At 62.8% G+C, this 25,218-nt stretch carries 25 protein-coding genes; 18 read left to right on the forward strand and 7 right to left on the reverse strand.

Annotation, left to right across the window (positions count from 1 at the left end; translation table 11 throughout):
• Positions 1–44 precede the first annotated feature (44 nt).
• From P3C39_RS05895 to P3C39_RS05945, 11 genes are all read left to right on the forward strand, one after another.
• Complete coding sequence (locus tag P3C39_RS05895; RefSeq protein ID WP_275952908.1) at positions 45–3,413, forward strand: SPOR domain-containing protein; 3,369 nt, start codon at positions 45–47, stop codon at positions 3,411–3,413.
• A gap of 132 nt (positions 3,414–3,545) precedes the next feature.
• Positions 3,546–4,565 (forward strand): beta-N-acetylhexosaminidase, encoded by a 1,020-nt coding sequence (gene nagZ / locus P3C39_RS05900; RefSeq protein WP_013531292.1) that lies wholly within the window; start codon positions 3,546–3,548, stop codon positions 4,563–4,565.
• Between the two features lie 61 nt (positions 4,566–4,626).
• Positions 4,627–5,427, forward strand: coding sequence for a ScpA family protein (locus P3C39_RS05905; protein WP_013531293.1), 801 nt, complete (start codon positions 4,627–4,629; stop codon positions 5,425–5,427).
• Complete coding sequence (gene scpB / locus P3C39_RS05910; protein ID WP_275952911.1) at positions 5,424–6,191, forward strand: SMC-Scp complex subunit ScpB; 768 nt, start codon at positions 5,424–5,426, stop codon at positions 6,189–6,191. Before P3C39_RS05905 ends, scpB begins: the two co-directional genes overlap by 4 nt.
• A gap of 170 nt (positions 6,192–6,361) precedes the next feature.
• A complete protein-coding gene (locus tag P3C39_RS05915; protein ID WP_013531295.1) occupies positions 6,362–6,583 on the forward strand; it encodes a twin-arginine translocase TatA/TatE family subunit in 222 nt (73 codons plus the stop codon).
• 30 nt (positions 6,584–6,613) lie between these two features.
• Positions 6,614–7,414: a Sec-independent protein translocase protein TatB gene (gene tatB, locus P3C39_RS05920; RefSeq protein ID WP_275952915.1), complete on the forward strand. Its 801-nt coding sequence runs from the start codon at positions 6,614–6,616 to the stop codon at positions 7,412–7,414.
• Positions 7,411–8,277 carry a twin-arginine translocase subunit TatC gene (gene tatC / locus P3C39_RS05925; protein ID WP_013531297.1) on the forward strand — a complete coding sequence of 289 codons (867 nt, stop codon included), beginning with the start codon at positions 7,411–7,413 and terminating at the stop codon, positions 8,275–8,277. Before tatB ends, tatC begins: the two co-directional genes overlap by 4 nt.
• A 345-nt stretch (positions 8,278–8,622) precedes the next feature.
• Positions 8,623–9,927 (forward strand): serine--tRNA ligase, encoded by a 1,305-nt coding sequence (serS, locus tag P3C39_RS05930; protein WP_275952919.1) that lies wholly within the window; start codon positions 8,623–8,625, stop codon positions 9,925–9,927.
• On the forward strand, positions 9,927–10,685 hold the full coding sequence (gene surE, locus P3C39_RS05935) for a 5'/3'-nucleotidase SurE (protein ID WP_024503850.1): 759 nt from the start codon (positions 9,927–9,929) through the stop codon (positions 10,683–10,685). Before serS ends, surE begins: the two co-directional genes overlap by 1 nt.
• Entirely contained in the window at positions 10,682–11,341 is a 660-nt protein-coding gene (locus P3C39_RS05940; protein ID WP_013531300.1) for a protein-L-isoaspartate(D-aspartate) O-methyltransferase, read from the forward strand. Before surE ends, P3C39_RS05940 begins: the two co-directional genes overlap by 4 nt.
• Positions 11,342–11,532: 191 nt before the next feature.
• Positions 11,533–13,035, forward strand: coding sequence for a peptidoglycan DD-metalloendopeptidase family protein (locus P3C39_RS05945; protein ID WP_024503851.1), 1,503 nt, complete (start codon positions 11,533–11,535; stop codon positions 13,033–13,035).
• A 132-nt stretch (positions 13,036–13,167) separates the two neighbouring features.
• Here the strand turns inward: P3C39_RS05945 and P3C39_RS05950 are convergent, their stop codons facing one another.
• Positions 13,168–14,058 carry an NAD-dependent epimerase/dehydratase family protein gene (locus tag P3C39_RS05950; protein ID WP_275953164.1) on the reverse strand — a complete coding sequence of 297 codons (891 nt, stop codon included), beginning with the start codon at positions 14,056–14,058 and terminating at the stop codon, positions 13,168–13,170.
• A gap of 113 nt (positions 14,059–14,171) precedes the next feature.
• Here P3C39_RS05950 and P3C39_RS05955 point away from each other — a divergent pair, with 113 nt between their 5' ends.
• Positions 14,172–14,993, forward strand: coding sequence for an AraC family transcriptional regulator (locus P3C39_RS05955; RefSeq protein WP_275952923.1), 822 nt, complete (start codon positions 14,172–14,174; stop codon positions 14,991–14,993).
• A 39-nt stretch (positions 14,994–15,032) separates the two neighbouring features.
• Here the strand turns inward: P3C39_RS05955 and P3C39_RS05960 are convergent, their stop codons facing one another.
• Positions 15,033–15,908 (reverse strand): ATP-binding protein, encoded by an 876-nt coding sequence (locus P3C39_RS05960; protein ID WP_024503854.1) that lies wholly within the window; start codon positions 15,906–15,908, stop codon positions 15,033–15,035.
• A gap of 277 nt (positions 15,909–16,185) precedes the next feature.
• Here P3C39_RS05960 and yajC point away from each other — a divergent pair, with 277 nt between their 5' ends.
• The 6 genes from yajC (at position 16,186) to P3C39_RS05990 (ending at position 21,850) form a co-directional block, all read left to right on the forward strand.
• A complete protein-coding gene (gene yajC, locus P3C39_RS05965; RefSeq protein WP_275952924.1) occupies positions 16,186–16,524 on the forward strand; it encodes a preprotein translocase subunit YajC in 339 nt (112 codons plus the stop codon).
• A 51-nt stretch (positions 16,525–16,575) separates the two neighbouring features.
• Positions 16,576–19,125, forward strand: a complete 2,550-nt coding sequence (gene secDF / locus P3C39_RS05970) for a protein translocase subunit SecDF (RefSeq protein WP_275952926.1) — start codon at positions 16,576–16,578, stop codon at positions 19,123–19,125.
• A gap of 26 nt (positions 19,126–19,151) precedes the next feature.
• Positions 19,152–19,544, forward strand: a complete 393-nt coding sequence (locus P3C39_RS05975) for an Mth938-like domain-containing protein (protein ID WP_027160422.1) — start codon at positions 19,152–19,154, stop codon at positions 19,542–19,544.
• Between the two features lies 1 nt (position 19,545).
• Positions 19,546–20,388: a phytoene/squalene synthase family protein gene (locus P3C39_RS05980; RefSeq protein ID WP_275952929.1), complete on the forward strand. Its 843-nt coding sequence runs from the start codon at positions 19,546–19,548 to the stop codon at positions 20,386–20,388.
• An 83-nt stretch (positions 20,389–20,471) separates the two neighbouring features.
• Positions 20,472–20,900: a hypothetical protein gene (locus P3C39_RS05985; RefSeq protein WP_275952930.1), complete on the forward strand. Its 429-nt coding sequence runs from the start codon at positions 20,472–20,474 to the stop codon at positions 20,898–20,900.
• Complete coding sequence (locus P3C39_RS05990) at positions 20,900–21,850, forward strand: sterol desaturase family protein (RefSeq protein WP_174564975.1); 951 nt, start codon at positions 20,900–20,902, stop codon at positions 21,848–21,850. The genes P3C39_RS05985 and P3C39_RS05990 overlap by 1 nt, the downstream gene beginning before the upstream one ends.
• A gap of 11 nt (positions 21,851–21,861) precedes the next feature.
• Here P3C39_RS05990 and P3C39_RS05995 read toward each other — a convergent pair whose 3' ends face one another.
• The 5 genes from P3C39_RS05995 to P3C39_RS06015 form a co-directional block, all read right to left on the reverse strand.
• Positions 21,862–22,179 carry a type II toxin-antitoxin system ParD family antitoxin gene (locus tag P3C39_RS05995; protein ID WP_082827420.1) on the reverse strand — a complete coding sequence of 106 codons (318 nt, stop codon included), beginning with the start codon at positions 22,177–22,179 and terminating at the stop codon, positions 21,862–21,864.
• 44 nt (positions 22,180–22,223) lie between these two features.
• Positions 22,224–22,790, reverse strand: a complete 567-nt coding sequence (locus P3C39_RS06000) for a hypothetical protein (RefSeq protein WP_013531312.1) — start codon at positions 22,788–22,790, stop codon at positions 22,224–22,226.
• Positions 22,791–22,793: 3 nt separating this feature from the next.
• Entirely contained in the window at positions 22,794–24,203 is a 1,410-nt protein-coding gene (gene trmFO / locus P3C39_RS06005) for a methylenetetrahydrofolate--tRNA-(uracil(54)-C(5))-methyltransferase (FADH(2)-oxidizing) TrmFO (protein ID WP_063168111.1), read from the reverse strand.
• Between the two features lie 567 nt (positions 24,204–24,770).
• A complete protein-coding gene (locus P3C39_RS06010; RefSeq protein WP_013531314.1) occupies positions 24,771–24,911 on the reverse strand; it encodes a DUF1127 domain-containing protein in 141 nt (46 codons plus the stop codon).
• A gap of 49 nt (positions 24,912–24,960) precedes the next feature.
• Positions 24,961–25,101: a DUF1127 domain-containing protein gene (locus P3C39_RS06015; protein WP_013531315.1), complete on the reverse strand. Its 141-nt coding sequence runs from the start codon at positions 25,099–25,101 to the stop codon at positions 24,961–24,963.
• Positions 25,102–25,218: the final 117 nt, after the last annotated feature.

Genomic DNA, 25,218 nt, shown 5'->3' on the forward strand with positions numbered 1-25,218 from the left:
GCGACGTCCATGGCGTCCGAATGAGTGCGAGTTCGGGAACAATAATGGCAGACAGAACCCAGCTGAGAGTAGCCGACAACAACGACATCGCTGAGGATGATCCGTTCGCGGAACTGACCAGGATCATGGGATTCGACCCGCGCCAGCCGGTCAGGCCGCAATCGCCCGCCCAGCCGCAGGCCCCAGCCGCCGATCACGGGCTCGAAGAGGGCGATTTCGATATCGATCTCGAGAAAGAAATGATGGGCGAGTTCGGCGCTGACGACAGCGACGCCGCTCCGGTTGTTCAGGCTCATGAGCCGACTTTCGTGCATGAGCCGGCATTCGAAGCGGCTGACGCCAGCGCGATGGACGACGAGCTTTCGGTGTCGCTCGACGACGATTTCGAACTGGACATGGCTGAGATCGACGACCACGTCGCCGGCGCCAGCCATGCGGTCGCCGCTGAAGCCGTGCCGTCCGTCGAGCCCGCTTTCGCGCCCGACATTGGCGATGCCGTCACCGGATCGCTTGAGGACGTGTCCCCATTCGAGGACGATCAGTCGATGGCGGACGAGCTTGCCGCCTCGCTCGACCAGGACCTTCGGATCGATGAGGAAGCCGAAGAGGCCCTGTACAGCGTTGCCGATACGCCCGCTTCTGTCGAGCCGGTTGCCTCCGATGACGAATTCGACGATGCGGTGGCAATGTCGCTTGAAGACGAGCTGATGCTCGACGACCATTCGGCGGCGGAACAGTCATTCATGGCCGCAGATCCCCTCGAGCATGCCATGCCGGAGCAGGCGGCGGCGCTTGACGGCCAGGCAATCTCCGACGAGAGCTTTGCTGGCCTCGACGATGCCATGGCCGATGTCGACATGGATTTCGACGTTCGCGCGGATGAGCCGATCGCCTTCGACGAGCCGGAAGCGCATGAAGTGCTTGCCGATGCTGCGGACTCAACAAGCGAGATTTCCAACCCTGAAGGCCTGTCGGACGATGCCTTCGACCTGAATTTTGACGATTCGTTCGCCGAAACGGTCGAAGAGCCGGTCGCCGAAGTTGCTGCCGCTACGATCCAGCCGGCGGCGCCAGAAGCCAATGTCGCGCCGGCGGTGCACGCCCCGATTGCGGACGAACGGAGCCTGGAAGACGAGTTGAATGCGCTGCTGGGCGCCATGACTTCCCGCACGGCGCCGGTGGCCAGCGAGCCTGTCACGGCTCAGCCGGCTGTCGCTGCCCCGCCGCCTGTTGCCCAGCCTGCCGAGGAACCGGCCGACCTTGTCGGCGACCTCGACTGGGATCTTGACGAAACCACGCCTGAGCAGAATCGACATGTTGGCACGGCCCAAGCGGCCGACGCGGATATTGACGATCTTATGCTTGATGAACTCCAGGATCCGAACTCGGACACCATTGGCGATGTCGATTTCGACGATGATGCGTTGGACGCGGCTTTGGCCCAGGGCCTTGATCCGCGTGACGAAGCCGCTCCCCGGGACAATTCGGCGGATTCTTTCGATTGGCTTGCGGAGCGTTCCAAACCGACAGAGCCGACGCGTTCGTGGAGCCGCGTGACGCCGGTTCCGCAGCAGCCGTCATTCATCACTCAGCCTACGTTTAGCGCTCAGCCGGCCGCTTCGGTGGCATCATCCATGGCCGCAGCGCCGGCAGTCGCCGCCACGACGTCCTATGGTTCGTCCGAGCCGGTCGAAACCTTGGCTCCCGCTGCCCCAGTATCGGCGCCGCAATCGCGCCAGCCGGCGCGTTACGAAGACATGCCCGATGTCGAGACGGTCGATGTGCCCGAGCGTGTCGTGGCGCTGGCGGACGATCTCGATATCCCCGAACTGCACTTCGAGGAAGACCAGCCGGCGTCGCCTGGCTATGACGATCTCGATGCCGAGTTCTCCAGCCTTCTCTCCGAGATGAACGCGGTGGAGGTCGCTGCCGCTCCCACAGGCAACGCGGCCGGCGCGTCTTACGATGATGGCTCCTATGCCGCGGGCTTCAGGCCGGGCTATGACAGCCTCAAGTCGGGCTATGACGGGGTCAAGCCGGGCTATGACGGGGTCAAGCCGGGCTATGATGGGATCAAGTCGGGCTATGAGCCGGAAGCGCGAACCTATGCGGCGCGGCCGATGGAAATGTCTGCCCGCGCGGCGCCGCCCACGGGTTATGCCGACGCCTCGGGCTACGACCTCGACAACCTGCCGGGGAGCCAGCCGGCTTCCCAAGCCGATGATTTCACCGTCGATGAACTCGACTACGATCCCGAACTCGACGAGGAGATGGCTGTTCCGGGTCTCGGCGAGCGTGAGGCCGCAAGGCCGTCGCGCGGACGCGGCCTGTTCATTGCGGCGATTGTCGGCGCGGTCGCGGTCGCGGGCGGTCTCGGTGCCTTTGCGCTGTCCTTTGGCGGCAAGGGCGGCAGCGAAGCGCCCGTCATCGTCAAGGCCGACAACGCGCCGATCAAGGTCAAGCCGGAGAATCCGGGCGGCGCCGTGGTGCCCAACCAGGACAACAAGGTCTACGACGCGGTCAGGGGCGCCAAGCCCGCCGAGCCGGTCCAGGAAAAGCTGGTCACCAACACCGAAGAGCCGGTGGACGTGCAGGCGAAGGACCCGGCCCGCGCCATCGATCTTTCGCCGGACCAGAATGCAGCCGGCGCTGGAACCGATGTCGGCAACGCCGCGCCGATGGCCGGCGCCGCTTTGGCCGGCAATACGGCGCCAGCTCCCAAGTCCGAGGACCGCATCGCGCAGGTGCTGCAGGATGCAGACAAGGGCACAAATGCCGATGTCGTCGCCATTGCACCGCGCAAGGTGAGGACCATGGTGGTCAAGTCGGACGGTTCGCTGGTGCCGCGTGAAGATCCGGCGGCGACCGCCGCTCCGCAAGTGGCCGCTACCGAGCCGGTCGATCCGGCGCCGCAGCATGTCGCCCCGGCGGCGCAAGCCGATGCCGACCAGACCGGTACCGTGGCGCCTGCCGCCGCCCAGGCGGACGACGAGCCGGCCCTCAAGCCGGTGGCCAAGCCGAAGGCCGAGGCCAAGGCCCAATCGGCCAACACGCCGGCAAAAGTTCCGCTCGCGCCGCAGCGTCCGTCCGACCAGCCGGTCGATGTCGTCGGCGAGGTCAAGCCCGATCAGGTTGCGTCCATCGATCCGGCATCGACCGCGGCCGGCGGTGGCTCGTGGTCGATGCAGATCGCCTCGCAGCCGACCGTCGAAAGCGCCCAGTCCAGCTATCAGGATCTGCAGCGCCGCTATGGCAGCGTGCTTGCCGGGCGTACCGCCAACATCGTCAAGGCCGAAATCGCCGGCAAAGGCACGTTCTACCGCGTGCGCGTTCCGGCCCAGTCACGCAATGACGCGATCAATTTGTGCACCAGCTACAAGGCAGCCGGCGGCAACTGCTTCGTCTCGCGCTAAAGCCGGAGCCAACCGATTGAAAGCCGGCGCGGTCACCGCGCCGGCTTTTTTCATGGGGAAAGCAGATCCGGCGTTGCCGTGGATGAATCCCTGGCGATTCCCTTTGATCGCACAAAGCCCTAAACTGCCGACATGACCGAATCAAAATCCATGATCCTCGGCTGCGCCGGGAAATCGCTCACCCGCGAAGAAATCAATTTCTATCGCAATGAATGCCCGTGGGCCTTCATCCTGTTTGCACGCAATATCGGCGAGACCGAACAGATCCGCGATCTGGTCGCCGAGATGCGAGACTGCATAGGGCGTCCGGACGCGCTGGTGTTCATCGATCAGGAAGGCGGCCGTGTGCAGCGCTTGCGGCCGCCGCTGGCGCCGAATTATCCCGCCGGCGGCGCGCTGGGCGCGCTGTGGCGCGACGATCATGATGCCGGCGCCCGCGCGGCCTGGCTGATGGCGCGGCTGCATGCTTTCGACCTGTTACGCTACGGCATCACAGCCGATTGCCTGCCGGTGCTCGACGTGCCGATCGAAGGCGCCAGCGATGTCATCGGCGCGCGTGCCTACGGCAAGGACCCGCGACCCGTGATCGAGCTCGGCCGCGCAGCCGCGGAAGGGCTGATATCGGGCGGCGTGCTGCCGGTCATGAAGCATATTCCGGGCCATGGACGTGCCTTTGCCGACACGCATTTTGAACTGCCAGTGGTCAATGCCTCGCTCAGTGATCTGCAGCGGCATGATTTCGCCCCGTTCAAGGAGCTTAGCCATCTGCCGATGGCGATGACTGCGCATGTCGTCTACAGCGCGATCGACCCGAACAATCCGGCGACCACCTCCGGCAAGGTCATCGACGAGATCATCCGGCGCGAAATCGGCTTCGACGGACTGCTGATGAGCGACGATACATCGATGAAGGCACTTTCTGGGGATTTCCCGACAAAGGCGGCCTCGATCCTTGCGGCGGGCTGCGATCTGGTCCTTCACTGCAACGGCGTTTTCGAGGAGATGGCCGGCATCGCATCGCGCACCACGGGGCTTGAGGGCACGTCGCTGGAGCGCGCCAAGCGGGCGCTGACCTATATAAAGGACCGTGACACGGTCGAAGAAACCGAAATACGCGCCGAATTCGCCACCTACTTCGATGCGGTGGCATAGCAAGGGAAAGTGACAGGCAGTGGCGGAGACATTGGAAAGCAAGGCCGCGAAGGCCGCACCGATGGACCGTCTGTGGGCCGAAAATGACGATTCACGCGTCACCGGGGACCCGTCGCTGGTCGTCGACGTGGCCGGCTTCGAAGGTCCGCTCGATCTTCTGCTGCATCTTGCCCGCACCCAGAAAGTCGATCTGGCGCGCATTTCGATCCTGGCGCTGGTCGAGCAATATCTGACCTTTGTCGAGACGGCGAGGGCGCTCAGGCTGGAGCTTGCCGCCGACTATCTGGTGATGGCGGCATGGCTGGCCTTCCTCAAGTCCAAGCTCCTGATCCCCAAGCAGCCAGGCGACGAGGGCGAAAGCGGCGAGGAACTGGCGGCGGTGCTGCAGTTCCGACTGAAGCGGCTGGAAGCCATGCGCGACGCCTCGGCGCGTCTGGTCAACCGCAACCGGCTCGGCCGCGACGTGTTCGCGCGCGGCATGCCGGAAATGGTCATCATCGAAAAGCGCAACGCCTATTCTGCCTCGCTCTACGATCTCTTGACCGCCTATGCCCAGCAGCGCCAGAAGCAGGCGATCAACAATGTGACCATCGCCAGGCGCGGTGTCTGGTCGCTCAAGGACGCGCGCGACATCCTGACCCGCCTTGTGGGAGCCGTGAGCGACTGGACGACGATGGAGAGTTTTCTGATCGCGTACATGACCAGTCCCGAGGAGCGGCGCACGGCGATCGCGAGCTCGTTCGCTGCCACGCTGGAACTGGTGCGCGAAGGCAAGATGGATGTACGGCAGGATCAGACGTTCGCGCCGATCTACTTGCGCGGCCGAACGCAGACAATCAAGGCAGTCGAGGTGGCATCATGAGCGAACGCGCCAACGCTTCGGTTGTCCCGTTCAAGATCGGCGATGAACCCGAAGAGGGCCCGCTTTCCCAGGATCCGGCCGAGCAGCAGCTACAAAACCCGGCCGAACGGCTGCATCTGGCCGAGGCTGTGCGCATGGCCGAGGCGATCGTGTTCGCCAGCGCCGAACCCGTCAGCGAAAAGCAGCTTGCGGCACGCCTGCCGGACGGCATCAACATCGCCCTGGCCATGGCCGAACTGCAGCAGATCTATGCGCGGCGCGGCGTCAATCTGGTGCGTGTCGGCGATGCCTGGGCGTTCCGCACCGCCGGCGACCTGGCTTTCCTGATGAGCAGGGATACCGTCCAGCAAAGGAAGCTCTCCCGCGCGGCTCTCGAAGTGCTGGCGATCATTGCCTATCACCAGCCGGTGACGCGTGCCGAGATCGAGGACATCCGCGGCGTCGAAACCTCGAAAGGCACGCTCGACACGCTGCTGGAAACGGAATGGGTGCGCATGCGCGGTCGGCGAAAGACACCCGGACGCCCGGTCACCTACGGCACCACGGAGACCTTCCTCGACCATTTCGCGCTGGAAGAGATCCGCGATCTTCCCGGCATGGAGGAACTGAAGGGGGCCGGCCTGCTTTCGGGCCGCATGCCGTCGAATTTCTCCATTCCGCAGCCTCCGGCCGATCCCGATGCATTGACCGACGACGAGGATGCGCTGACCGATATCGATCTCGAGGAACTCGGCCTGCTGACGCCGCGCGTCACGGAAGATTGACTGGCATTGGCGGCCGATCTGTCGAGGATGCGCGGATTCGTAGCGGGGCCGCCGCGTCGAAAATGCGTGACATCCGCCACCCTTTCATAAACTCTGTCGCAGTTGTGTTTGAATCCCAACGCGAAAACGCATAGATCATCGCCAGGGAAAACATTCGAGAGAGATTTGCTATGGGTTCATTTTCGATTTGGCACTGGATGATCGTGCTGGTGATCGTGCTTTTGGTGTTCGGCCGCGGCAAGATTCCCGAGCTGATGGGCGACATGGCCAAGGGCATCAAGAGCTTCAAGAAGGGCATGGCCGACGACGACGTTGCCGAAGACAAGCGCACCGTCGAACATCGTGCCGACGAGACCGTTGCGGCCGCGAAGGAAAAGGCCAGCAAGAGCTGAGCCTAAAGGTTCTAGTCGGAACAGAGTGTCATGTTTGAAGTCGGCTGGACCGAAATGCTGGTCATCGCGATCGTCATGATCGTGGTCGTCGGGCCCAAGGATTTGCCCAATATGCTGCGCACCTTCGGCCGCACGACGGCGAAGCTGCGCGCCATGGCATCCGATTTCCAGAAACAGTTCAACGAGGCGCTGAAGGAAGCCGAGCTCGACGACGTCAAGAAGTCCGTCGATGAGCTCAGGGGCATGAGCCCGATGGCCGAGATCAGGAAGCAGCTCAATCCGTTCGAACAGGCCGCGGCCGACGTTCGCTCCGGCGTCGACGCGGCGATGAAGCCGAAGCCGGCAGCCGATCCGGCAACGCCAGCCGCTTCGACCCCGCAGGCGGCCGAGCCGCTGAAGAACAGTGCAACGACCATGCCCGGCGTCAACGGACCGGAAGCAGCGCCGGCAGCGCCGATTTTCCCGGCGATGACCGACGAATCGGTGGTAACGTCATCAGTGCCGACGACACCCGTCGTGGCGCCGAAGGCGTCCACGGCGAAGAAGGCAGCCAAGCCTGCACCGTCAAGGGCGACGCCGGCTATAAAGGCTTCGGCAAATGGCGCTAAAGCTCCTGCAAAAACGGTCACCGCTAAGGCCACGCCTGCGCCCAAGGTGCCAGCGAAGCCGGTGACGGCGGCAATGCCTGAAACGCCCAGGGCCAAGACGCCCGCTGCGGCCAAGGTGATCGCGTCCAAGACCGTAGCGACCAAGACGGGGGCGAAAATCGAACCGAAACCTGCTGCGGCCAAGAAGCCGGCGGCCAAGAAGACGGCTGGAGCCGCCAAGTGAGCGTTTCGGACACCGAAAAGGACGAGATCGAGAAATCGTCGGCGCCGCTGATGGAGCATCTGATCGAGCTGCGCCGGCGGCTGATCTGGTCGCTGGGCGGTTTCTTCGTTGCCTTCCTGGTCTGTTTCTTCTTCGCCAAGAAGCTGTTCAACCTTCTGGTCGTCCCGTTCAAATGGGCGACGCAGTGGGCAGGCCTCGATCCGCACAAGGTCGAGCTGATCTACACGGCGCCGCAGGAATTCTTCTTCACGCAGGTCAAGCTCGCCATGTTCGGCGGCATGGTGATCGCCTTTCCGCTGATCGCCACGCAGATCTACAAATTCATCGCGCCAGGCCTCTACAAGAACGAGCGCAACGCCTTCCTGCCGTTCCTGATCGCGTCGCCAATCCTGTTCCTGATGGGTGCGTCGCTGGTCTATTTCTTCTTCACGCCGATGGTGATGTGGTTCTTCCTCGCCATGCAGCAGGCCGGCACCGACGATCAGGTGCAGATTTCGCTGCTGCCAAAGGTGTCGGAATATCTCAGCCTGATCATGACGCTGATCTTCTCCTTCGGCCTGGTGTTCCAACTGCCGGTGGTGACCAGCCTGATGACACGCGTCGGCATGCTGTCGTCCAAGGGGCTGGCCGAAAAGCGCAAATGGGCGATCGTCATCGCCTTCGTCGTCGCGGCGGTGCTGACGCCGCCCGATCCGATGAGCCAGATCGGCCTCGCCATTCCGACCATCCTTCTCTACGAGGTCTCCATCTGGGCTGCCCGGCTGATCGAGCGCGATCAGGAAAAGCAGCGCGTGGCACGCGAGAAGCAGGACGCGGCGGAAGAGGTCGCCGAGAAGAAGCCGGCGGACGCGTCCTCCACCTGAACGGCGCCGCCGCGTCTGGCCAGCCTCGATAGGAATTTTTTCTTGACCTGGTGAGGGCAGCTATGCTATGATTCTCGGTATGGTGCTGACTTGCGCCAGCGACCCGCCGTAGAGGCGGGTTTTTCATTTCAGGCTCTCCTCCGCCTTCAGCCGAAAGCGCGTCAAAGCGTGATCGCATGCTTGCGTTCCCCATGCCCCATCTTGCATCGATCGAGGATGCGGTTTACCCCCTCTGGCTGAAACGCATCGCACTGAAAGCGATGCGTTTCAGTTTTGTTTGAAGCATGTCGTTGTCCCAAACCGCTGCGCACTTTGGGCGACATGCTACCCCGGAGCGTTCAAACCATGCTTGACATCAAATGGATTCGCGACAACCCGAAGGCCCTTGTCGAGGCGCTGGTGAAGCGCTCGTGGTCGGCTGACGAGGCGCAGTCCACGGTCGGCGGGCTGATCGCCTCGGACGAGGCGCGGCGCGAACACGTTACCGAGCTACAGACCAAGCAGGAGCGCCGCAATGCCGCGTCGAAGGAGATCGGTAACGCCATGCGTTCGGGCGATGCCGCCTTGGCCGAGACGCTGAAAGCCGAAGTCGGCGAGATCAAGGTCTTCATCCAGAACGGCGAGGCGCGCGGACGCGAGCTCGACAAGGCGCTGAACGACGCGCTGGCGGTGCTGCCCAACGTACCGTTGGACGACGTGCCTGTCGGCAAGGACGAGCACGACAATGTCGTCAAGCACATCGTCGGCAAGGTACCGACGCGGCCGAACTGGGTGAAGGAGCACTTCGAGATCGGCGAAGCGCTCGGCATGATGGATTTCGAGCGCGCGGCAAAGCTGTCGGGCTCGCGCTTTACGGTGCTGAAAAACGGACTGGCGCGGATGGAACGCGCGCTCGGCCAGTTCATGCTGGACCTGCATACGACCGAACACGGCTACGAAGAAGTGATCCCGCCGTTGATGGTCAAGGACGATGTTTTGTTCGGCACCAACCAATTGCCGAAGTTCGAGGAAGATCTGTTCTTCACGCCGCACGGGGAGGGCAGGCTTGGCCTGATTCCCACCGCCGAGGTCCCACTCACCAACCTTGTGCGTGAGGAAATCACCGCGCATGAAAAACTGCCGCTGCGCTACACCGCGCTGACACCGTGCTTCCGTTCGGAAGCGGGCTCGGCCGGGCGCGACACGCGCGGCATGCTGCGCCAGCATCAGTTCTACAAGGTCGAGCTGGTGTCGATCACCGATCAGGAATCGTCACTTGCCGAGCATGAGCGGATGACGCAATGCGCCGAGGAAGTGCTGAAACGGCTCGGCCTGCCGTTCCGCACCATGACGCTGTGCACCGGCGACATGGGTTTTGGCGCACGCAAGACCTATGACATCGAGGTCTGGCTGCCCGGCCAGAACGCCTATCGCGAAATCTCGTCCTGCTCGGTGTGCGGCGATTTCCAGGCACGCCGCATGGACGCCCGCTACAAGAACAAGGACGGCAAGGGCAACCGCTTCGTCCACACGCTCAACGGCTCGGGCACAGCCGTTGGCCGCGCGCTCATCGCCGTCATCGAAAACTACCAGAACGAGGATGGCAGCGTAACCATTCCTGAAGTGCTGCGGCCTTACATGGGCGGTCTGGAAAAGATCGAAGCGAAATAATGCGTATCCTCCTGACCAATGACGACGGCATTCATGCCGAGGGCCTGGCGTCGCTCGAACGCGTCGCACGTACGCTGTCCGACGATGTCTGGGTGGTGGCGCCCGAGCAGGACCAGTCCGGCTATGCGCATTCGCTGTCGATCTCGGAGCCGCTGCGGCTGCGCAAGATTGGCGAGAAGCATTTTGCCGTGCGCGGCACGCCGACCGATTGCGTCATCATGGGCGTCAAGAAGATCCTGCCTGGCGCACCCGACCTGATCCTGTCCGGCATCAATTCGGGCGCCAACATCGCCGACGATGTCACCTATTCCGGCACCGTTGCAGGCGCCATGGAGGGCGCGCTGCTCGGCATTCGCTCGATCGCGCTCAGCCAGGGCTATAGCTATGTCGGCGAAGATCGCGTCGTGCCCTACGAGACGACGGAGGCGCTGGCGCCGGCGCTGCTGAAGAAACTTGTCGCGACGCCATTGCCGGACGGCGTGCTGCTCAACGTCAATTTTCCCAACTGCACGCCCGAGGAAGTCGCAGGCACGGTGGTCACCTCGCAGGGCAAGCTCGTGCACTCCCTGTGGGTCGACGAGCGCCGTGACGGGCGCGGCCTGCCTTACTACTGGCTGCGTTTCGGCCGCGAGCCGGTCGAAGGCAAGCAAGGCACCGACCTCTACGCCTTGCGCAACCGGCTGGTGTCGGTGACGCCGCTGCAGCTCGACCTTACCGCCCATGAAATCCGTGACCAACTGAGCAAGGCGCTCGCATGAACCAGGGCCTCCCGATCGACGACCGCGAAGGTTTTGCCGCCTTTCTGCTGCGTCTGCGCGGCCGGGGGACTGTGCCGAAGGCGCTGATCGCGGCCTTCGAGGCGACGCCGCGGCGCGGCTTCCTGGCGGCCCAGTTCCATCAGATCGCCTGGTCGGACCGCATGCTGCCGATCGAATGCGGCGAGGCGATCGAAGGCGCCGACATGCAGGCGGCGGTGATCGCCGCACTCACCATCGAGCAGGGCAACCGCGTGCTCGAGATCGGCACCGGCTCGGGCTACACCTCGGCGGTGATGTCGCGGCTGGCCGCTCGGGTCATCACCACCGATCGCTACAAGACGCTCGCCGAGCAGGCGCGGCAGCGCTTCGAGGCGCTCGGCATCGGCAATGTGATCGTGCGCCACGCCGATGGTTCCGGCGGGCTGCCGAATGAAGGGCCATTTGACCGCATCGTCGCCTGGGCCGCCTTCGACAGCCTGCCGCGTTTCCTGCTCGACCAGTTGTCGAGCGGCGGTATCGTCATCGCTCCGATCGGCCCCGAAGAGGGCGAACAGGTGCTGGCCAAGCTGACCAAGGTCGGCAGCCGCTTCGAGCGCGAAGACATCGGGCTCGTTCGCCTGCAGCCGATCCTGCGCGGTGTCGCCGCTGTTATCTAGCGCGGATGTCGATGTTCGGCCGCGTCGTGCGCCCGTCTTCGACCCCGGCTGGCCTGACCCGAAATCTCCGCACGGCTCGCTGTCTAATATTTTAAGAAAAATTGCGTCGGATTCCATGAGGTTAACCGTCGAGTAACATTAACGCGCTTTAATCATGCCTAGTTTGTACCGGGTATGTGCGGGTTAGTGCGATGCAACTCAGTGTTTTGAAGACAAACGGTCGCAATCTGGCGCGAGGCTGCGCCATTCTGATGGTCGCGGGTGCTGCTGCGGGGTGCAGTTCCCAGGTTTCGCGGTTCAATGGCGTCGACGACGTCTTTACATCCTCGACCAACAATCAGCGCGCCATCATCAACAAGCAGGATGCCGTACAGCAGCCCTATCCGGGCGATGTCGCCGCCGCTCCGATCGATGGCAGCCATACACAATCGGTCAGCCGCTCCAGCCTCGAGCCGGTCTCGACGCGGCCGCTGCCGCCGCCCGTTGCCCAAGCGCAGCAGGCGCCGGCATCGAAGCCGGTGCGCACCGCATTGGCCCCGGCACCGCATGTCGACAGGACCACGACCGGCACCGTCGCTCCGGCGGCGTCGCCTTTCAAGGTTTCGCAACCTGACGAACCCCGCGTGGCTGCTTCCGGCACTCCGCATGCAACCGAGATCGTCGTCAGGGACGGCGAAACGATCGGCGGCCTGGCGCAGCGCTACAAGGTGCCGTCCGACGTGATCATGAAGGTCAACGGGCTGAGCGCGACCAAGGGGCTGAAGACCGGCCAGAAGCTGGTCATCCCGGCCTATGCCTATTCCAGCAAGAGCGAGGCGAAGGTCGCGGATGCCAAGCCGGCGAAAGACGGCAAGCACAACCTGCCGGCCACTGCGCCGGACAAGGTCGCCGTTCTGCCGCAGCAGCCGAAGCCTAAGGAAGGCAAGCCCGCCGCTCAGGTCGACGCGTCGGCCGCAGCAAACCAGCCAAAGGAGCCCAAGCCGCAGGTTGCCAAGACGACCGGCGCTGCCGGGACCTACACGGTCCAGTCGGGCGACACGATGTCTTCGATTGCCAGGAAGACCGGCGTCGGCGTCGTTGCTCTAAAGCAGGCCAACGGGATGAAGGACGGACTGCTCAAGATCGGCCAGACCCTGAAGGTGCCGGCCGGCGGAACCGCGACCGTCGCCGCTGCCAAGCCGGCCAAGGTCGATCCGGTGACGACGGCCACCACGCAGCCCGCGGCAAAGACCACGCCGTCTGAAACGCTGGCGTCCTACACGCCGCCGAAAAAGGATTCGAAGGTCATCCAGCAGGCCGAGGCCGACGATGCCGTCGCGCCTGATGCCACCGGCATCGGCAAGATGCGCTGGCCGGTGCGCGGCCGCGTGATTTCCGGTTTCGGCTCGGGCAAGGACGGCGTCGATATCGCCGTGCCGACGGGCACGCCGGTCAAGGCGGCCGAGAACGGTGTCGTCATCTATGCCGGCGACGGCCTCAAGGAATTCGGCAACACGGTGCTGGTGCGCCACGAGAACGGCCTGGTCACCGTCTACGGCCATGCCAGTTCGATCGAGGTGCAGCGCGGCCAGAAGGTCAAGCGCGGCCAGGAGATCGCGCTGTCGGGCATGAGCGGCACGACGGACTCGCCGAAGCTGCACTTCGAAGTGCGCAAGAATTCGGCGCCAGTCGATCCCTCCGGTTATCTCGAATAGTCGGGGCTGTTTCGAATAGAAGAAAAAAAGCAATTTGCGGGCCGTCTGACCTCCAGTCCGGCCCGCCGGCTCAGCCCGTTCCGAAAGGAGCGGGCTTTTTCAGTTCCGGTGCGACGCGCCAGTCTTCAAGCTTCAAAGATGGTCGCGCAGAGTGTCGGCGATCATGACGCCAAGGCTGCTGGCCTTGACGCCGAGAAGCGTCTCCGCGTCGGAGGAATCGACCAGCAAGGGTTTGTCGAAGAGATAGCTCATCTCGATAAGCTCATGCATGCCCAATGCTTCCATTTCGGAGATGGAATAGGAGCGTGTTCCTGGAATTTCACGGTGAAGCATTGCCGCGGTCGCTCGGATGAGTTCCCGGGGTGGGGCGTGTTGCGATGGAACATGGAACGCCCGTCCCCATTCGCCCGCGTAGCGCGAGGCAGCGACCAGTGTCCTGGCCACGTCCTTCGTGAAGGACCAGGCGTGAGTTGCGTCGAGGTTTCCGATGAAAGCCGTCGGTTTCCCTTCGATTATGGAGGGCAGCGCGACCAGTGAGAAAGAGCTGATCGCGCCATGTCCAAGATAATCGCTGGACCGCACTTCGACGGCCGGCACGTCCGCACGGACCGCCCGCTGCCACATGATCGTCCGCGCGGTTCCTTTCTTCGAAGTCGGATCCAGAGACAGGTCGGAGTGAAGCGGGCTTTCGGCATCTTTGCCATAGCCATAGAGGTTTCCGAGCACCACAAGCTTCGCTCCGACCGCTTCGGCAGCCCGCACGGTGCCGTCGATGATTGGGAAAAAGTCGGTCGGCCAGCGGTGATAGGCGGCCATGGCGCACATGAAGATCGCGTCGGCGTTTCGGCTGATACGCGCCAGTTCCGCGGCATTGGTGGCGTCGGACTGCACGGTCCGGACGTTTTGCAGCGCGTTCGAACCGACACTCCGGCTCGTCAAGACAACATCATGGCCTTCTTCGCTCAGAAGCCGCGCGGTCTCGCGACCAACCGGGCCTGCTCCCACAACAACATAGAAACTCATGGCATAACCTCTCATCCAAGTTTTATGGAGAGGCGTAGGTACATAGCCACGGCATTGAAAATCGCGCGGGAATTGCCAAGTCTTGAACAGGTTTTGCCATGAATCGAGAAAGCATGCTCTCGCAAGTCGCCCCGGCCCGATCCCCGTCCGACGTAACATTGGCCTCCCGGCATGTCGAAGCCGGGGTCCATCGTCTGCTCCGGGCGCCACACCATCGCATCATGGTGCATGCAAGTGCCGCGACGCGCTCCTACTGCCATGAGGTTGGACGGTATTTCGTCAGGCGCGCCGGCGACATCGACCTGGTGCCCGCCGGTCAGGAGGGTGGGTTCGAGGCTGAGACCCCGTTCGACACGATCGAGATCGCGTTACAACCGGCCTTGATGGAAAGGGTGGCAGCCGAACTTGGCGGCAAGGCGCGCGCATTGCCGCTCGGCACACGTCACCTGCTTCGTGACCAGCGCATCGAGCATCTCGCACGAGCACTGGAGAGCGATCTCAATGCGAAGGCGCCAGGCGGGTCGTTGTTTGTCGACAGCATCGGCGCCGCGCTCGCTGTGAGGCTGCTTGGCCTCGGTGAACCTGATATCGATCGCGCGAGCCGATTGTCGGATACTCAGCTCAAGCGCGTGCTGGAGCATATCGAGGTTGCGCTGCACGAACCCCTGTCGATCCATCGACTGAGCCGGGTTGCCGGCGCCAGCAGTTCGCACTTGCGGACATGGTTCAAGGCGGCGACGGGCTTCACCCTGCACCGCTACGTGCTACGGCGTCGCGTCGAACGCGCACGCGTCCTGCTGCAGCAAGGCGATCTCAGCACAAGCGAAGTGGCGGAATTGACGGGCTTCGCGCACCAGTCACATCTGGCGCATTGGATGCGGCGTGAGATCGGCCAAACGCCGCGTGATTTGCGGCGGTCGCAGCCGCCCAAATGATCTTGTCATCGGATGGCGTTGGCGACGCTATCCAACGCATTAGTCCTTCAGCGGTTTGCCGAGCCGGCCAGCCAAATCCTGGGTGAACTGCCAGGCGACGCGGCCCGAGCGGCTGCCGCGGGTGGTCGCCCATTCCAGTGCTTCGGCGCGCAGCGTGTCGGGATCGATTGTCAGCCCGTGATGGCGGACATAGCCGTCGATCATGTCGAGATACTCGTCCTGTGAACATTTGTGGAAACCGAGCCACAGCCCGAAGCGGTCGGACAGCGACACCTTTTCCTCGACCGCTTCGGACGGGTTGATGGCGGTCGAGCGTTCATTGTCGATCATGTCGCGGGGCAACAGATGGCGGCGGTTCGAGGTGGCGTAGAAGATGACATTGGCTGGACGGCCCTCGACGCCGCCTTCGAGCGCTGCCTTGAGCGATTTGTAGGAGGTGTCGTCATGGTCGAAGGAGAGGTCGTCGCAAAACAGGATGAAGCGGAAGGGCGCCGCCTTCAGCAGACCCATCAGCTTCGGCAGCGTGTCGATGTCCTCGCGGTGGATCTCGATCAGCTTCAACGGCAGGTCGGACCTGGCCTTGGCGTTGATCTCCGCATGCACGGCCTTGACCAGCGACGATTTGCCCATGCCGCGCGCGCCCCACAACAACACATTGTTGGCCGGGTAACCGGCGGCGAAGCGTTCGGTGTTGTCGACAAGGATGTCGCGGACACGGTCGACGCCACGGATCAGTCCGATGTCGACGCGGTTAACCCTGTGCACCGGTTCCAGATAGCCCGGATCGGCCTGCCAAACGAAGCAATCGGCCTCGCGGAGGTCGGTTTGAGGCACCGGCGGCGGGGCAAGGCGGCTCACTGCTTCGATCAGCCGGTCGAGTTTCTGGTTCAGGGCCTCAATGCTGCTGTCGGTCATGTCTGTCTTTTGTTTTCGCGTTTTTGATGTCTTGGGGCGTGAAGCTGCCCGATTCCGCCTGATACAAAACCGGTTGCAACCTTTTGTTCGAGCATAATTTTTTGCGGAAACCGGCTCGCGCTTTTTGCGATCCTGCTCTAACACGGCTCAACAGGCCGGAAAAGCAGCCGATTTGGCCGGCCGCGCAGTTGCATTGACAACTTTACCGACTATATTCCGGCCAAATTTCAAGGGGCCGCCAGATTGGCGGCTGTTTTCAAAATTCAGGAGTACCTCGATGTTCGTGACACCGGCATACGCCCAAGGCGTCGGCGCTTCTCCCGACATGTTCATCAGCATTTTGCCGTTTGTCCTGATTTTCGTGATCATGTATTTTCTGATCATCCGGCCGCAGCGCACGCAGCTGAAGAAGCGTGGCGAGATGCTGGCCGCGGTCCGTCGCGGCGACACGGTCGTCACCGGCGGCGGCTTCGTCGGCAAGGTGACCAAGGTGATCGACGACAACGAGCTCGAGGTCGACCTTGGTAATGGCTTGAAGGTGACGGCGCTGCGCTCGGCGATCGCCGATGTGCGCGTCAAGGGCGAGCCGGTGGCCAACCAGAACGCCAAGAAATAATCCAATTTTAGGCGGAGCGATCCGCGGACACGCTCTGACGGACGACGCCATATGTTGTATTTCTCGCGCTTCAAGATGATCCTGATCTGGGTGGCCGTGGCCATCACGGTGATCCTCGCCGCGCCCAACCTGTTCTCCGCCAGCACGCTGGCGCAACTGCCCAACTGGGTGCCGAAGCGGCAGATGACGCTCGGCCTCGACCTGCAGGGTGGTTCGCACATCTTGCTGGAAATGAACCAGAACGATCTGATCAAGGACCGGCTGGAGACGACGCGCGACGAAATCCGCACGCTGCTGCGCGACGCCAAGATCGGCTATACCGGCCTTGCCGGCACGGGGCGGACCCTGCAGGTTCGCATTACCGATCCCGCCCAGATCGATGCCGCCAAGACGGCGCTGAAGACGCTGACCGATCCGGTCGCCGCCGGCCTGTTCACCGGCGGTTCCGTGCAGGAAATGACGCTCGACGATTCCGAGCCCGGCCTGCTCAAGTTCAACGTCACCGATGCCGGCATCAAATACCGCACGTCGACCGCGCTGACGCAGTCGATCGAGGTGGTCGAACGCCGCGTCAACGAACTCGGCACGACCGAACCCATCGTGCAGCGGCAGGGCGATGATCGTATCCTCGTCCAGGTGCCGGGCCTTCAGGACCCGCAGAGGCTGAAGGAGATCCTCGGCCAGACCGCCAAGCTGACCTTCCAGATGGTCGACCAGTCGATGCCGGTGCAGGACGCGCTCAATGGCCGTCCGCCTGCCGGTTCGTCGGTCCTGTATTCGCAGGACGATCCGCCCGTCCCCTATCTGATCGAGAACCGCGTCATCGTTTCGGGGGAAAACCTCGTCGATGCGCAGGCGACCTACAATTCGCAGAACAACGAGCCGGTGGTGTCGTTCCGCTTCGATTCGAAGGGGGCGGCGCGCTTCGGCCAGGCCACGGCGCAAAATGTCGGCAAGCTGTTCGCCATCATCCTCGACAACCAGGTGATTTCGGCGCCGCAGATCCGCGAGCCGATCCTCGGCGGCACCGGCCAGATCTCCGGCAATTTCACCGCCCAGAGCGCCAACGATCTCGCCGTGCTGCTGCGCGCCGGCGCACTGCCGGCGACGTTGACGGTGATCGAAGAACGTACAGTGGGTCCGGGCCTTGGCCAGGATTCGATCCATGCCGGCAAGGTCGCCGGCATCATCGGTTCTATCCTCGTCGTTGCCTTCATGTTCGTCGCCTACGGCTTCCTCGGCTTCCTCGCCAACATCGCGCTGGCGGTGCACGTGGCGATGATCGTCGGCGTGCTCTCGCTGCTTGGCGCGACGCTGACCTTGCCTGGTATCGCCGGTATCGTGCTGACCATCGGCATGGCGGTCGATTCCAACGTGCTGATCTACGAGCGCATCCGCGAGGAGCGGCGCGCCGGCCGCTCGGTCATCCAGGCGATCGATACCGGTTTCACCAAGGCGCTGGCGACCATCGTCGATTCCAACATCACCTCCCTGATCGCCACCGTGGTGCTGTTCTATCTCGGTACCGGTCCGGTGAAGGGCTTTGCCATCACCTATGCCATCGGCATCCTGACGACCGTCTTCACCGCCTTCACCTTCACCCGTCTGCTGGTCTCGATCTGGCTGCGCCGGGCTCGCCCGAAGGAATTGCCGAAGGCGCCGGTGACCTTCGTTCCGCCCGGCACCAAGATCCCCTTCATGGGCATCCGTCGCTGGACGTTCACGCTGTCCAGCGCACTTTCGGTCCTGTCGGTGGTGCTGTTCATGACCGTCGGCATCAACTACGGCATCGATTTCAAGGGCGGTTCGCTGATCGAAGTGCAGGCCAAGAGCGGCAATGCCGATCTCGCCGACCTCCGCGCGCGGCTGACCGAACTCAACATCGGCGAAGTCCAGGTGCAGCAGTTCGGTACGCCGAACGACGTGCTGATCCGCGTCGGCACGCAGGATGGTGGCGAAAATGCCGAGCAGACCGTCATCGACAAGGTGCGCGGCGAGCTGCAGGATAATTACGATTTCCGCCGCGTCGAAGTGGTGGGACCGACCGTGTCCGGCGAGCTCGCCAAGCAAGGCACGATCGCCATGCTGATCGCGCTGCTCGGTATCCTGATCTATGTCTGGTTCCGCTTCGAATGGCAGTTCGCGGTCGGCGCCATCGTGGCGACGGTGCACGATGTGGTCATGACGCTCGGCTTCTTCGTCATCTCCGGGCTGGAGTTCAACCAGTCGTCACTGGCGGCGATCCTGACGATCATCGGCTATTCGCTGAACGATACGATCGTGGTCTATGACCGTGTCCGAGAGGATCTGCGAAAATACAAGCGCATGCCGCTGCCGCAACTCCTGAACAACGCCATCAACGAGACGCTGTCGAGAACGACGCTGACCTCGGTGACGACGATCCTGGCGCTGCTGGCGCTGGTTCTGTTCGGTGGCGAGGTGATCCGCTCGTTCACCATGGCCATGCTGTTCGGCGTGATCTTCGGCACCTATTCGTCGATCTTCATCGCCGCACCGCTGCTGATCCTGTTCAAGCTGCGGCCGCAGGCTTCAGCCGACGAGGAGAAGCCGGTCAATGGCGGCAAGGCGGTCGCGACCTGACGCGCCCCCCCCGAAGAGGTTTAACGGTGACCAGCAAAGGCATCGTCATCCGCGAGGCGCATTTCCCGGGCCGCGCGCCGATCGAAGCCTACGGCAATGGCGGATTCCGCTTTGCCGACATGTCGCATCGCGGTTCGCTGCTCTGTCTGCCATCCGGCATCCATGGCTGGGAGCCGGTGGACCCCTTGGCGCTGACGGTGGCGGATTTTGACAGGCTGCTGTCCGAGGCCGACAAGATCGAGATCCTGCTGGTCGGCATGGGCAGGGATCTTCGGCCGTTGCCCGCTGCATTGCGGGCCGCGCTGAAGGCCGCCGGCATTGCATCCGACCCGATGTCGACGGGTGCCGCGGTGCGGACCTACAATGTCCTTCTGGCGGAAGAGCGCGCCGTGGCCGCCGCGCTCATTGCCGTCGATTGATATGCCTCGAAGCGCTGAAATCGTCATGGACGCGGTGCGTGCCGCCGACCATGATCGCTATCTGACCGCGCTCTACGCGCCGGACGGCAAGCGCTACGCGCTGTTTTCGCTCTACGCCTTCAACGCGGAGATATCAGGTATTCGCGATCGCATCCATGAGGCGCTACCGGGCGAGGTGCGGCTGCAATGGTGGCGCGATGTCATTGCCGCCGGCGGCGAGGCCGGCGCCGGCCATCCCACTGCCGAAGCCGTGAACGCTACGATAGCGACATTCGGCCTGCCGAAGCCGGCCTTCGAGAACATGCTCGATGCGCGCATCTTCGACCTCTACGACGACCCGATGCCGTCGCGCACCGATCTGGAAGGCTATTGCGGTGAGACGGCCGCAGCACTCATCCAGCTTGCGGCGATGGTGCTCGACCCCGGCGAGGCGCCGCGCTTTGCCGAACTGGCGGGCAGGGCAGGCTGCGCACAGGCGATGACCGGCCTGCTGCTGCTGTTGCCGCTGCACCGCCAGCGCGGACAATGTTTTGTCCCGGCCGACATTCTGGCGGCAGCGGGATCGTCGCCGGAAGAATTCGTCACCGGCGACGGCGGACCCGGCGCCAAACGCGCGGTGGCGGCGATGATGGCGCTGGCACGGGAACATCTTTCCGCCTTCGAGAGGGGCGCACCGGCTCTGCCGGTCTCGCTGCGTCCGGCATTCCTGCCACTTGCCCTGTCACGCGCCTATCTCGGCAAGATGGAGAATGGCTCGCCGCTCGAAGGCGTGGCGCGGCTGTCGGCCTTGCGCCGGCATTGGCTGCTGCTGCGTCGTGCGAGCAAGGGTTGGCCTGCTCTTTGACGTAAACGTCAACCGTGCTAAGAAGTCTCCGCGCCAAAACTGTCGCCATAGACGACAGGCCGGCCGGAGGAGATACCCATTCAATGAGCTTGCCTTTGCTGGTTGCGATCGTCGCCCTTGGCATCGCGCTGTCGGTTGCCGCGGTGCATTTCACTGGCGGCAGCAAGACGGCGACGCTCAGTGGCGCAGATCATGCGAAGAGCCGGTTCGCCGAAGATTTTCCCGACGAGATCGTGGCGGCGGTCCGCCTGACAGCGGATGCCAGGACAGCGTTTTTGAATATCGGGCGACGGCGCATCGGGATCGTCCACAGCATCGGCGACTGCTTTTTGACCCGCATCGTCACGCCCCGGGATGTCGGGGTTTTGACCGCCGAAGAAGGGAATACGGTCTCGCTGCGGCTCGCCGATTTCACTTGGAAGGGCGGCCGCTTCCGCTTTGCCAGCGCAACGGATGCGCAAGGCTTGCTGAAGGCGCTTGAGCCGCAGAGTTTCGGCGGAGAGGCGGCATGATGGACGACTACAATTTTCCGCAGGTCACTCAACTGGCCATCCCGTTCTTCGTTGTCGCGATCCTGATCGAGCTTTGGTTGGTGCGCACCGGCCGTGCCAAGGGTTCGTTCGAAACGCGCGACACATTGACCAGCCTGATGATGGGTACCGGCAATGTCGTTGCCGGGCTGCTGCTTGGCGTCGTGTCCTACTGGGCGTTGCTGTGGCTCTGGCAGTTCCGCGTCTTCAATCTCGGCCTGTCGATCTGGGTCTTTCTGGTGGCCTTCCTGCTCGATGATCTGCGCTACTATTTCTATCACCGCATCGCGCACCGGGTGCGCTGGGTGTGGGCCGAACACGTCAACCACCATTCCAGCCAGCACTACAATCTGTCGACGGCGCTGCGGCAGAGCTGGACGGGCCTGTTCACCTTCATGTTCGTGCTGCAGGCGCCGCTGGTGCTGCTCGGCTTCCACCCGGCGGTCATTGCCTTCACCTTCGGCTTCAATTTGGTCTGGCAATTCTGGATCCACACCGAGACCATCGGCAAGATGTGGGGCTGGTTCGAGTTCGTCTTCAACACGCCCTCACACCACCGCGTCCACCACGCCACCAATCCGCGCTATCTCGACGCCAACTATGCCGGCACGCTGATCATCTGGGACCGCATGTTCGGCACCTTCGTCGGGGAACTGGAAGAAGACCGGCCGCGCTACGGCATCGTCAGGAATCTCGGCACCTTCAATCCGCTGAAGGTGGCATTCCATGAATGGATCGGCATGTTCAGGGATGCCTTTGCGCCCGGTCTGACCTTGAGCGATCGCCTGAACTATCTGATCAAGCCTCCCGGCTGGAGCCATGACGGCTCGCGCGAGACTTCGGAGAGTTTGAAGGCTGCCTATGTCAGGCGAAATCCTGCTGAGGCGGGGAAGCCGGGATTGCCAAGCGTGGGTGTCGAGCCCGCCGAGTAGAACTTCTTATGTCAGGAGGGTCCGTCGTCATCGCTGTCGTACGCCAATTGCGCGATTCGTTCCCTCACTTGCGAGATGGCGTGATCCAGCGGAATAGCGGGACGCGTATCTTCGATCGAAGCCTTTATCTTGGCCCGGATCGCGGCTAGGCGCTCGGCATGCTCCTCTTCCTCGCGCTGGAAGGCCCGGAGCGCCGCGCGGATGACTTCGCTCGCCGAGCCGAAAGAGCCGTCTTCGACTTTTTGGCGGATAAGGCGGGCCATTGCTGGCGTGACTGTGACAGAAAGTTTCTCGGCGAATTCCGTGGAACGGCTCCCATTGGACAGCAAGTGGGATTGTATCCTGCTTCATCCGTGCGGCCAACGATGAGGTCCTAGCGCCTGGGTTTCGCCCGGCCGGCTTCCGAACCATCCGGCATGGTGGCGCTAATGCGCCGAGTTGTGCCGAAATGCCGGCCGAATTCATGGCCCCCCAAATCTGTAAAATTGGCTTCGAACTCAACCAGCGCGTCGACAATAGCCGGCGCCTCCGAGCTGGGAGCCTCCTGCGTGAATCGTGCACTGAGGTAGACGCCATGAGGATGTGAGGGATCCAGACGGGCTTGGATCGCCCAGAAGGATGACAGCGAATAGATCGCTTTCATGAAATCCAGAATTAGCCGGTCATTGTAGGGACCTTCGACAGGCTGAACGGCAATGATTCTCTTCAAGCTTCGATCACGGTTCTCATTGTAATTTTCATTTTCGTACAGCCAACCTTGGCCCCCGTGAGGCTGACCTATTAGCGCCTCGATAGCGGGTATATGAACTTCGCGCAGCTTCCGCAGGTTGGTGCATCTGACATAGATGCTCCAGCAAATTTCGTAGTCGCCGGCGAAAGGTTCGCCACTCGGCGGCAGGTCCGACGGCAGAAGCTGGTGCAGCTCGGAGTGCTTGGCCACGGACTACTCGGCGGCTTGCGCTTGTGCCGGCAGCCCTAGCCATTCTCGGCAATCAGCCTGCGCACGCGATGTGATGGCGTGCCGCTTGGCAACGGTCTTGTCCTTGCCGCGCATGCGTTTGCCCTCGGCCTTCGGAGCTTCGACAGGTGGGAACAGGCCGAAATTGACGTTCATCGGCTGGAATGAGCGCTTTCCCGGCTCGTCATCGGAGACAATATGACCGCCGGTGATGTGGTTGAGCAGAGCGCCGAAGGCCGTGGTCAGCGGCGGCAGGGACGGAGCAAGGCCGAGCCGCTCCGCTGCGGCGAAGCGGCCGGCGAGCAGGCCGATGGCCGCACTTTCGACATAGCCTTCGCAGCCGGTGATCTGGCCGGCGAAACGCAGGCCGGGCCGCGACTTCAGTTGCAGCGAAGCGTCGAGCAAGGTCGGCGAGTTGATGTAGGTGTTGCGGTGCAGGCCGCCGAGACGGGCGAAATCAGCGTTTTCGAGACCCGGTATGGTGCGGAAGATGCGCACCTGCTCGGCATGCTTCAACTTGGTCTGGAAACCGACCATGTTGTAGAGCGTGCCCAGCGCATTGTCCTGCCGCAACTGGACGACGGCATAGGCCTTTACCGTCGGATTGTGGGCATTGGTCAGCCCCATCGGCTTCATAGGCCCGTAGCGTAGCGTCTCGACACCGCGCTCGGCCATGACTTCGATCGGCAGGCAGCCGTCGAAATAGGGCGTGCCTTCCCATTGCTTGAATTCGGTTTTCTGGCCGTCGACCAGCGCTTGCACGAAGGCAAGGTACTGGTCCTTGTCCATCGGACAATTGATGTAGTCCTTGCCGGTGCCGCCTGGCCCGACCTTGTCGTAGCGCGACTGGAACCAGCAGGTATTCATGTCGATCGTGTCGAAATGGATGATCGGCGCAATGGCGTCGAAGAAGGCGAGCGCATCGGCGCCGGTCGCTTCCGCGATCGACTGGGCAAGCCCGGGGGCGGTCAACGGACCCGTGGCAACGATCGCCTGGTCCCAATCCGTCGGCGGCAGACCTGGCACTTCCTCGCGCCGGATGGTGATCAGCGGGTGTGCTTCGAGTTTTTTCGTCACGGCATCGGCGAATCCGTCGCGATCGACGGCCAGCGCGCCGCCGGCCGGAACCTGGTTGGCGTCGCCGGCGCTCATGATCAACGAGCCGGCCAGCCGCATTTCGGCGTGCAACAGGCCGACCGCGTTGTTGTCGGCGTCGTCGGAGCGGAAGGAATTGGAACAGACGAGCTCGGCCAGGCTATCGGTCTTGTGCGCATCGGTGCCACGAACGGGCCGCATTTCATGCAGGATGACGGGCACGCCGGCTTGCGCTGCCTGCCAGGCGGCTTCGGAACCGGCGAGGCCGCCGCCGATGATGTGGATTGGGTTTTTGCTCATGAGCGCCGGAATAATCGCTTGGTGCGGCGATTGCAATTGCCGTGCGCGGTGCGGGGCAAACAGCTGCTGATGGGAGCGCCTCGTGAAAACAACAACACCCGCCGGGGGAGGAGGTCCGGCGGGTGTCGTTTTTCGGGTCGACCTTCGGGAGGAGGTGAAGGCCGGCCATATTCGTCATCGCCGGGGAGGAGGTCGGCTTTGACGAAATTCCTTTCGCCATTTTTAGAAGGGGCGAAACCTCTGGAGCAAAATTCGTCTTGCCCCTGGGAAACAGCGCCCGCCGCGGGAGGAGGTGCGGCGGGCGCCGTTTTTGTGGCCAACCCTCGGGAGGAGGTGAAGGTCGGGCCGATTCGTCATCGCCGGGGAGGAGGTCGGCTTTGACGAAAACTCTTTCGCTGTTTGAAAAGGAGCGAAACCTTTGGGGCAAAATTCGATTTGCCGGGAAACAACGCCCGCCGCGGGAGGAGGTGCGGCGGGCGCCGTTTTGGTGGTCAACCCTTGGGAGGAGGTAAGGGGTGACCGTATTCGTCAAGGTCGGGGAGGAGGTCGACCCTGGCGAAATTCTGTCTAGATCGCCTGGCGGGCGATGATCTTGATTTCGTCGCGGACGATACCGAGATCATGCAGCTGGCGGTTCGAAAGGCGACCCAGCTCGGTAACCGTCTCGCGATAAACGCGCCAGTTACGATAGTTGCGGATCAGGTTCATTGTCGTTCTCTTTTTCAAAACTGGTTCGGACCATTCGCGGTCCGAAGAATTAGACCGCCTTGCGAGCGACGTAAGGAATGTCGCTGCGGCTGATGCCGAGGTCGGTCAGTTCACGGTTGCTCAGGCGGCTCAGCTCGGACACGGTGTCCCTGTAGCGGCGCCAGTTGCGGTAGTTGCGGATCAGGTTCATGGTAGTTCTCGTTTCGTCTTTCTTGCGGATCATTCCGTTTGTGTACGAACTATAAATAGGCGGACCCATATCGATTTAAAAGCGCTATGGCTGCATGGCAGCAATGCAAATTGTGCA

Origin of the sequence: Mesorhizobium sp. XAP4 (assembly GCF_029269325.1) — a bacterium.
Lineage (GTDB): Bacteria > Pseudomonadota > Alphaproteobacteria > Rhizobiales > Rhizobiaceae > Mesorhizobium > Mesorhizobium ciceri.

What these genes read in the sequence shown, in the direction of transcription:
- P3C39_RS05955 (WP_275952923.1), top strand. Translation starts at nt 14,172, where the DNA reads ATGCTCTCGCAAGTCGCCCCGGCCCGATCCCCGTCCGACGTAACATTG.
- surE (WP_024503850.1), top strand. Translation starts at nt 9,927, where the DNA reads ATGCGTATCCTCCTGACCAATGACGACGGCATTCATGCCGAGGGCCTG.
- P3C39_RS05940 (WP_013531300.1), top strand. Translation starts at nt 10,682, where the DNA reads ATGAACCAGGGCCTCCCGATCGACGACCGCGAAGGTTTTGCCGCCTTT.
- P3C39_RS05895 (WP_275952908.1), top strand. Translation starts at nt 45, where the DNA reads ATGGCAGACAGAACCCAGCTGAGAGTAGCCGACAACAACGACATCGCT.
- P3C39_RS05960 (WP_024503854.1), bottom strand. Translation starts at nt 15,908, where the DNA reads ATGACCGACAGCAGCATTGAGGCCCTGAACCAGAAACTCGACCGGCTG.
- scpB (WP_275952911.1), top strand. Translation starts at nt 5,424, where the DNA reads ATGAGCGAACGCGCCAACGCTTCGGTTGTCCCGTTCAAGATCGGCGAT.
- trmFO (WP_063168111.1), bottom strand. Translation starts at nt 24,203, where the DNA reads ATGAGCAAAAACCCAATCCACATCATCGGCGGCGGCCTCGCCGGTTCC.
- P3C39_RS05950 (WP_275953164.1), bottom strand. Translation starts at nt 14,058, where the DNA reads ATGAGTTTCTATGTTGTTGTGGGAGCAGGCCCGGTTGGTCGCGAGACC.
- P3C39_RS05980 (WP_275952929.1), top strand. Translation starts at nt 19,546, where the DNA reads ATGCCTCGAAGCGCTGAAATCGTCATGGACGCGGTGCGTGCCGCCGAC.
- P3C39_RS06010 (WP_013531314.1), bottom strand. Translation starts at nt 24,911, where the DNA reads ATGAACCTGATCCGCAACTATCGTAACTGGCGCGTTTATCGCGAGACG.
- P3C39_RS05985 (WP_275952930.1), top strand. Translation starts at nt 20,472, where the DNA reads ATGAGCTTGCCTTTGCTGGTTGCGATCGTCGCCCTTGGCATCGCGCTG.
- serS (WP_275952919.1), top strand. Translation starts at nt 8,623, where the DNA reads ATGCTTGACATCAAATGGATTCGCGACAACCCGAAGGCCCTTGTCGAG.
- tatB (WP_275952915.1), top strand. Translation starts at nt 6,614, where the DNA reads ATGTTTGAAGTCGGCTGGACCGAAATGCTGGTCATCGCGATCGTCATG.
- P3C39_RS06015 (WP_013531315.1), bottom strand. Translation starts at nt 25,101, where the DNA reads ATGAACCTGATCCGCAACTACCGCAACTGGCGCCGCTACAGGGACACC.
- P3C39_RS05915 (WP_013531295.1), top strand. Translation starts at nt 6,362, where the DNA reads ATGGGTTCATTTTCGATTTGGCACTGGATGATCGTGCTGGTGATCGTG.
- P3C39_RS05945 (WP_024503851.1), top strand. Translation starts at nt 11,533, where the DNA reads ATGCAACTCAGTGTTTTGAAGACAAACGGTCGCAATCTGGCGCGAGGC.
- P3C39_RS05990 (WP_174564975.1), top strand. Translation starts at nt 20,900, where the DNA reads ATGGACGACTACAATTTTCCGCAGGTCACTCAACTGGCCATCCCGTTC.
- P3C39_RS05905 (WP_013531293.1), top strand. Translation starts at nt 4,627, where the DNA reads ATGGACCGTCTGTGGGCCGAAAATGACGATTCACGCGTCACCGGGGAC.
- nagZ (WP_013531292.1), top strand. Translation starts at nt 3,546, where the DNA reads ATGACCGAATCAAAATCCATGATCCTCGGCTGCGCCGGGAAATCGCTC.
- yajC (WP_275952924.1), top strand. Translation starts at nt 16,186, where the DNA reads ATGTTCGTGACACCGGCATACGCCCAAGGCGTCGGCGCTTCTCCCGAC.
- secDF (WP_275952926.1), top strand. Translation starts at nt 16,576, where the DNA reads ATGTTGTATTTCTCGCGCTTCAAGATGATCCTGATCTGGGTGGCCGTG.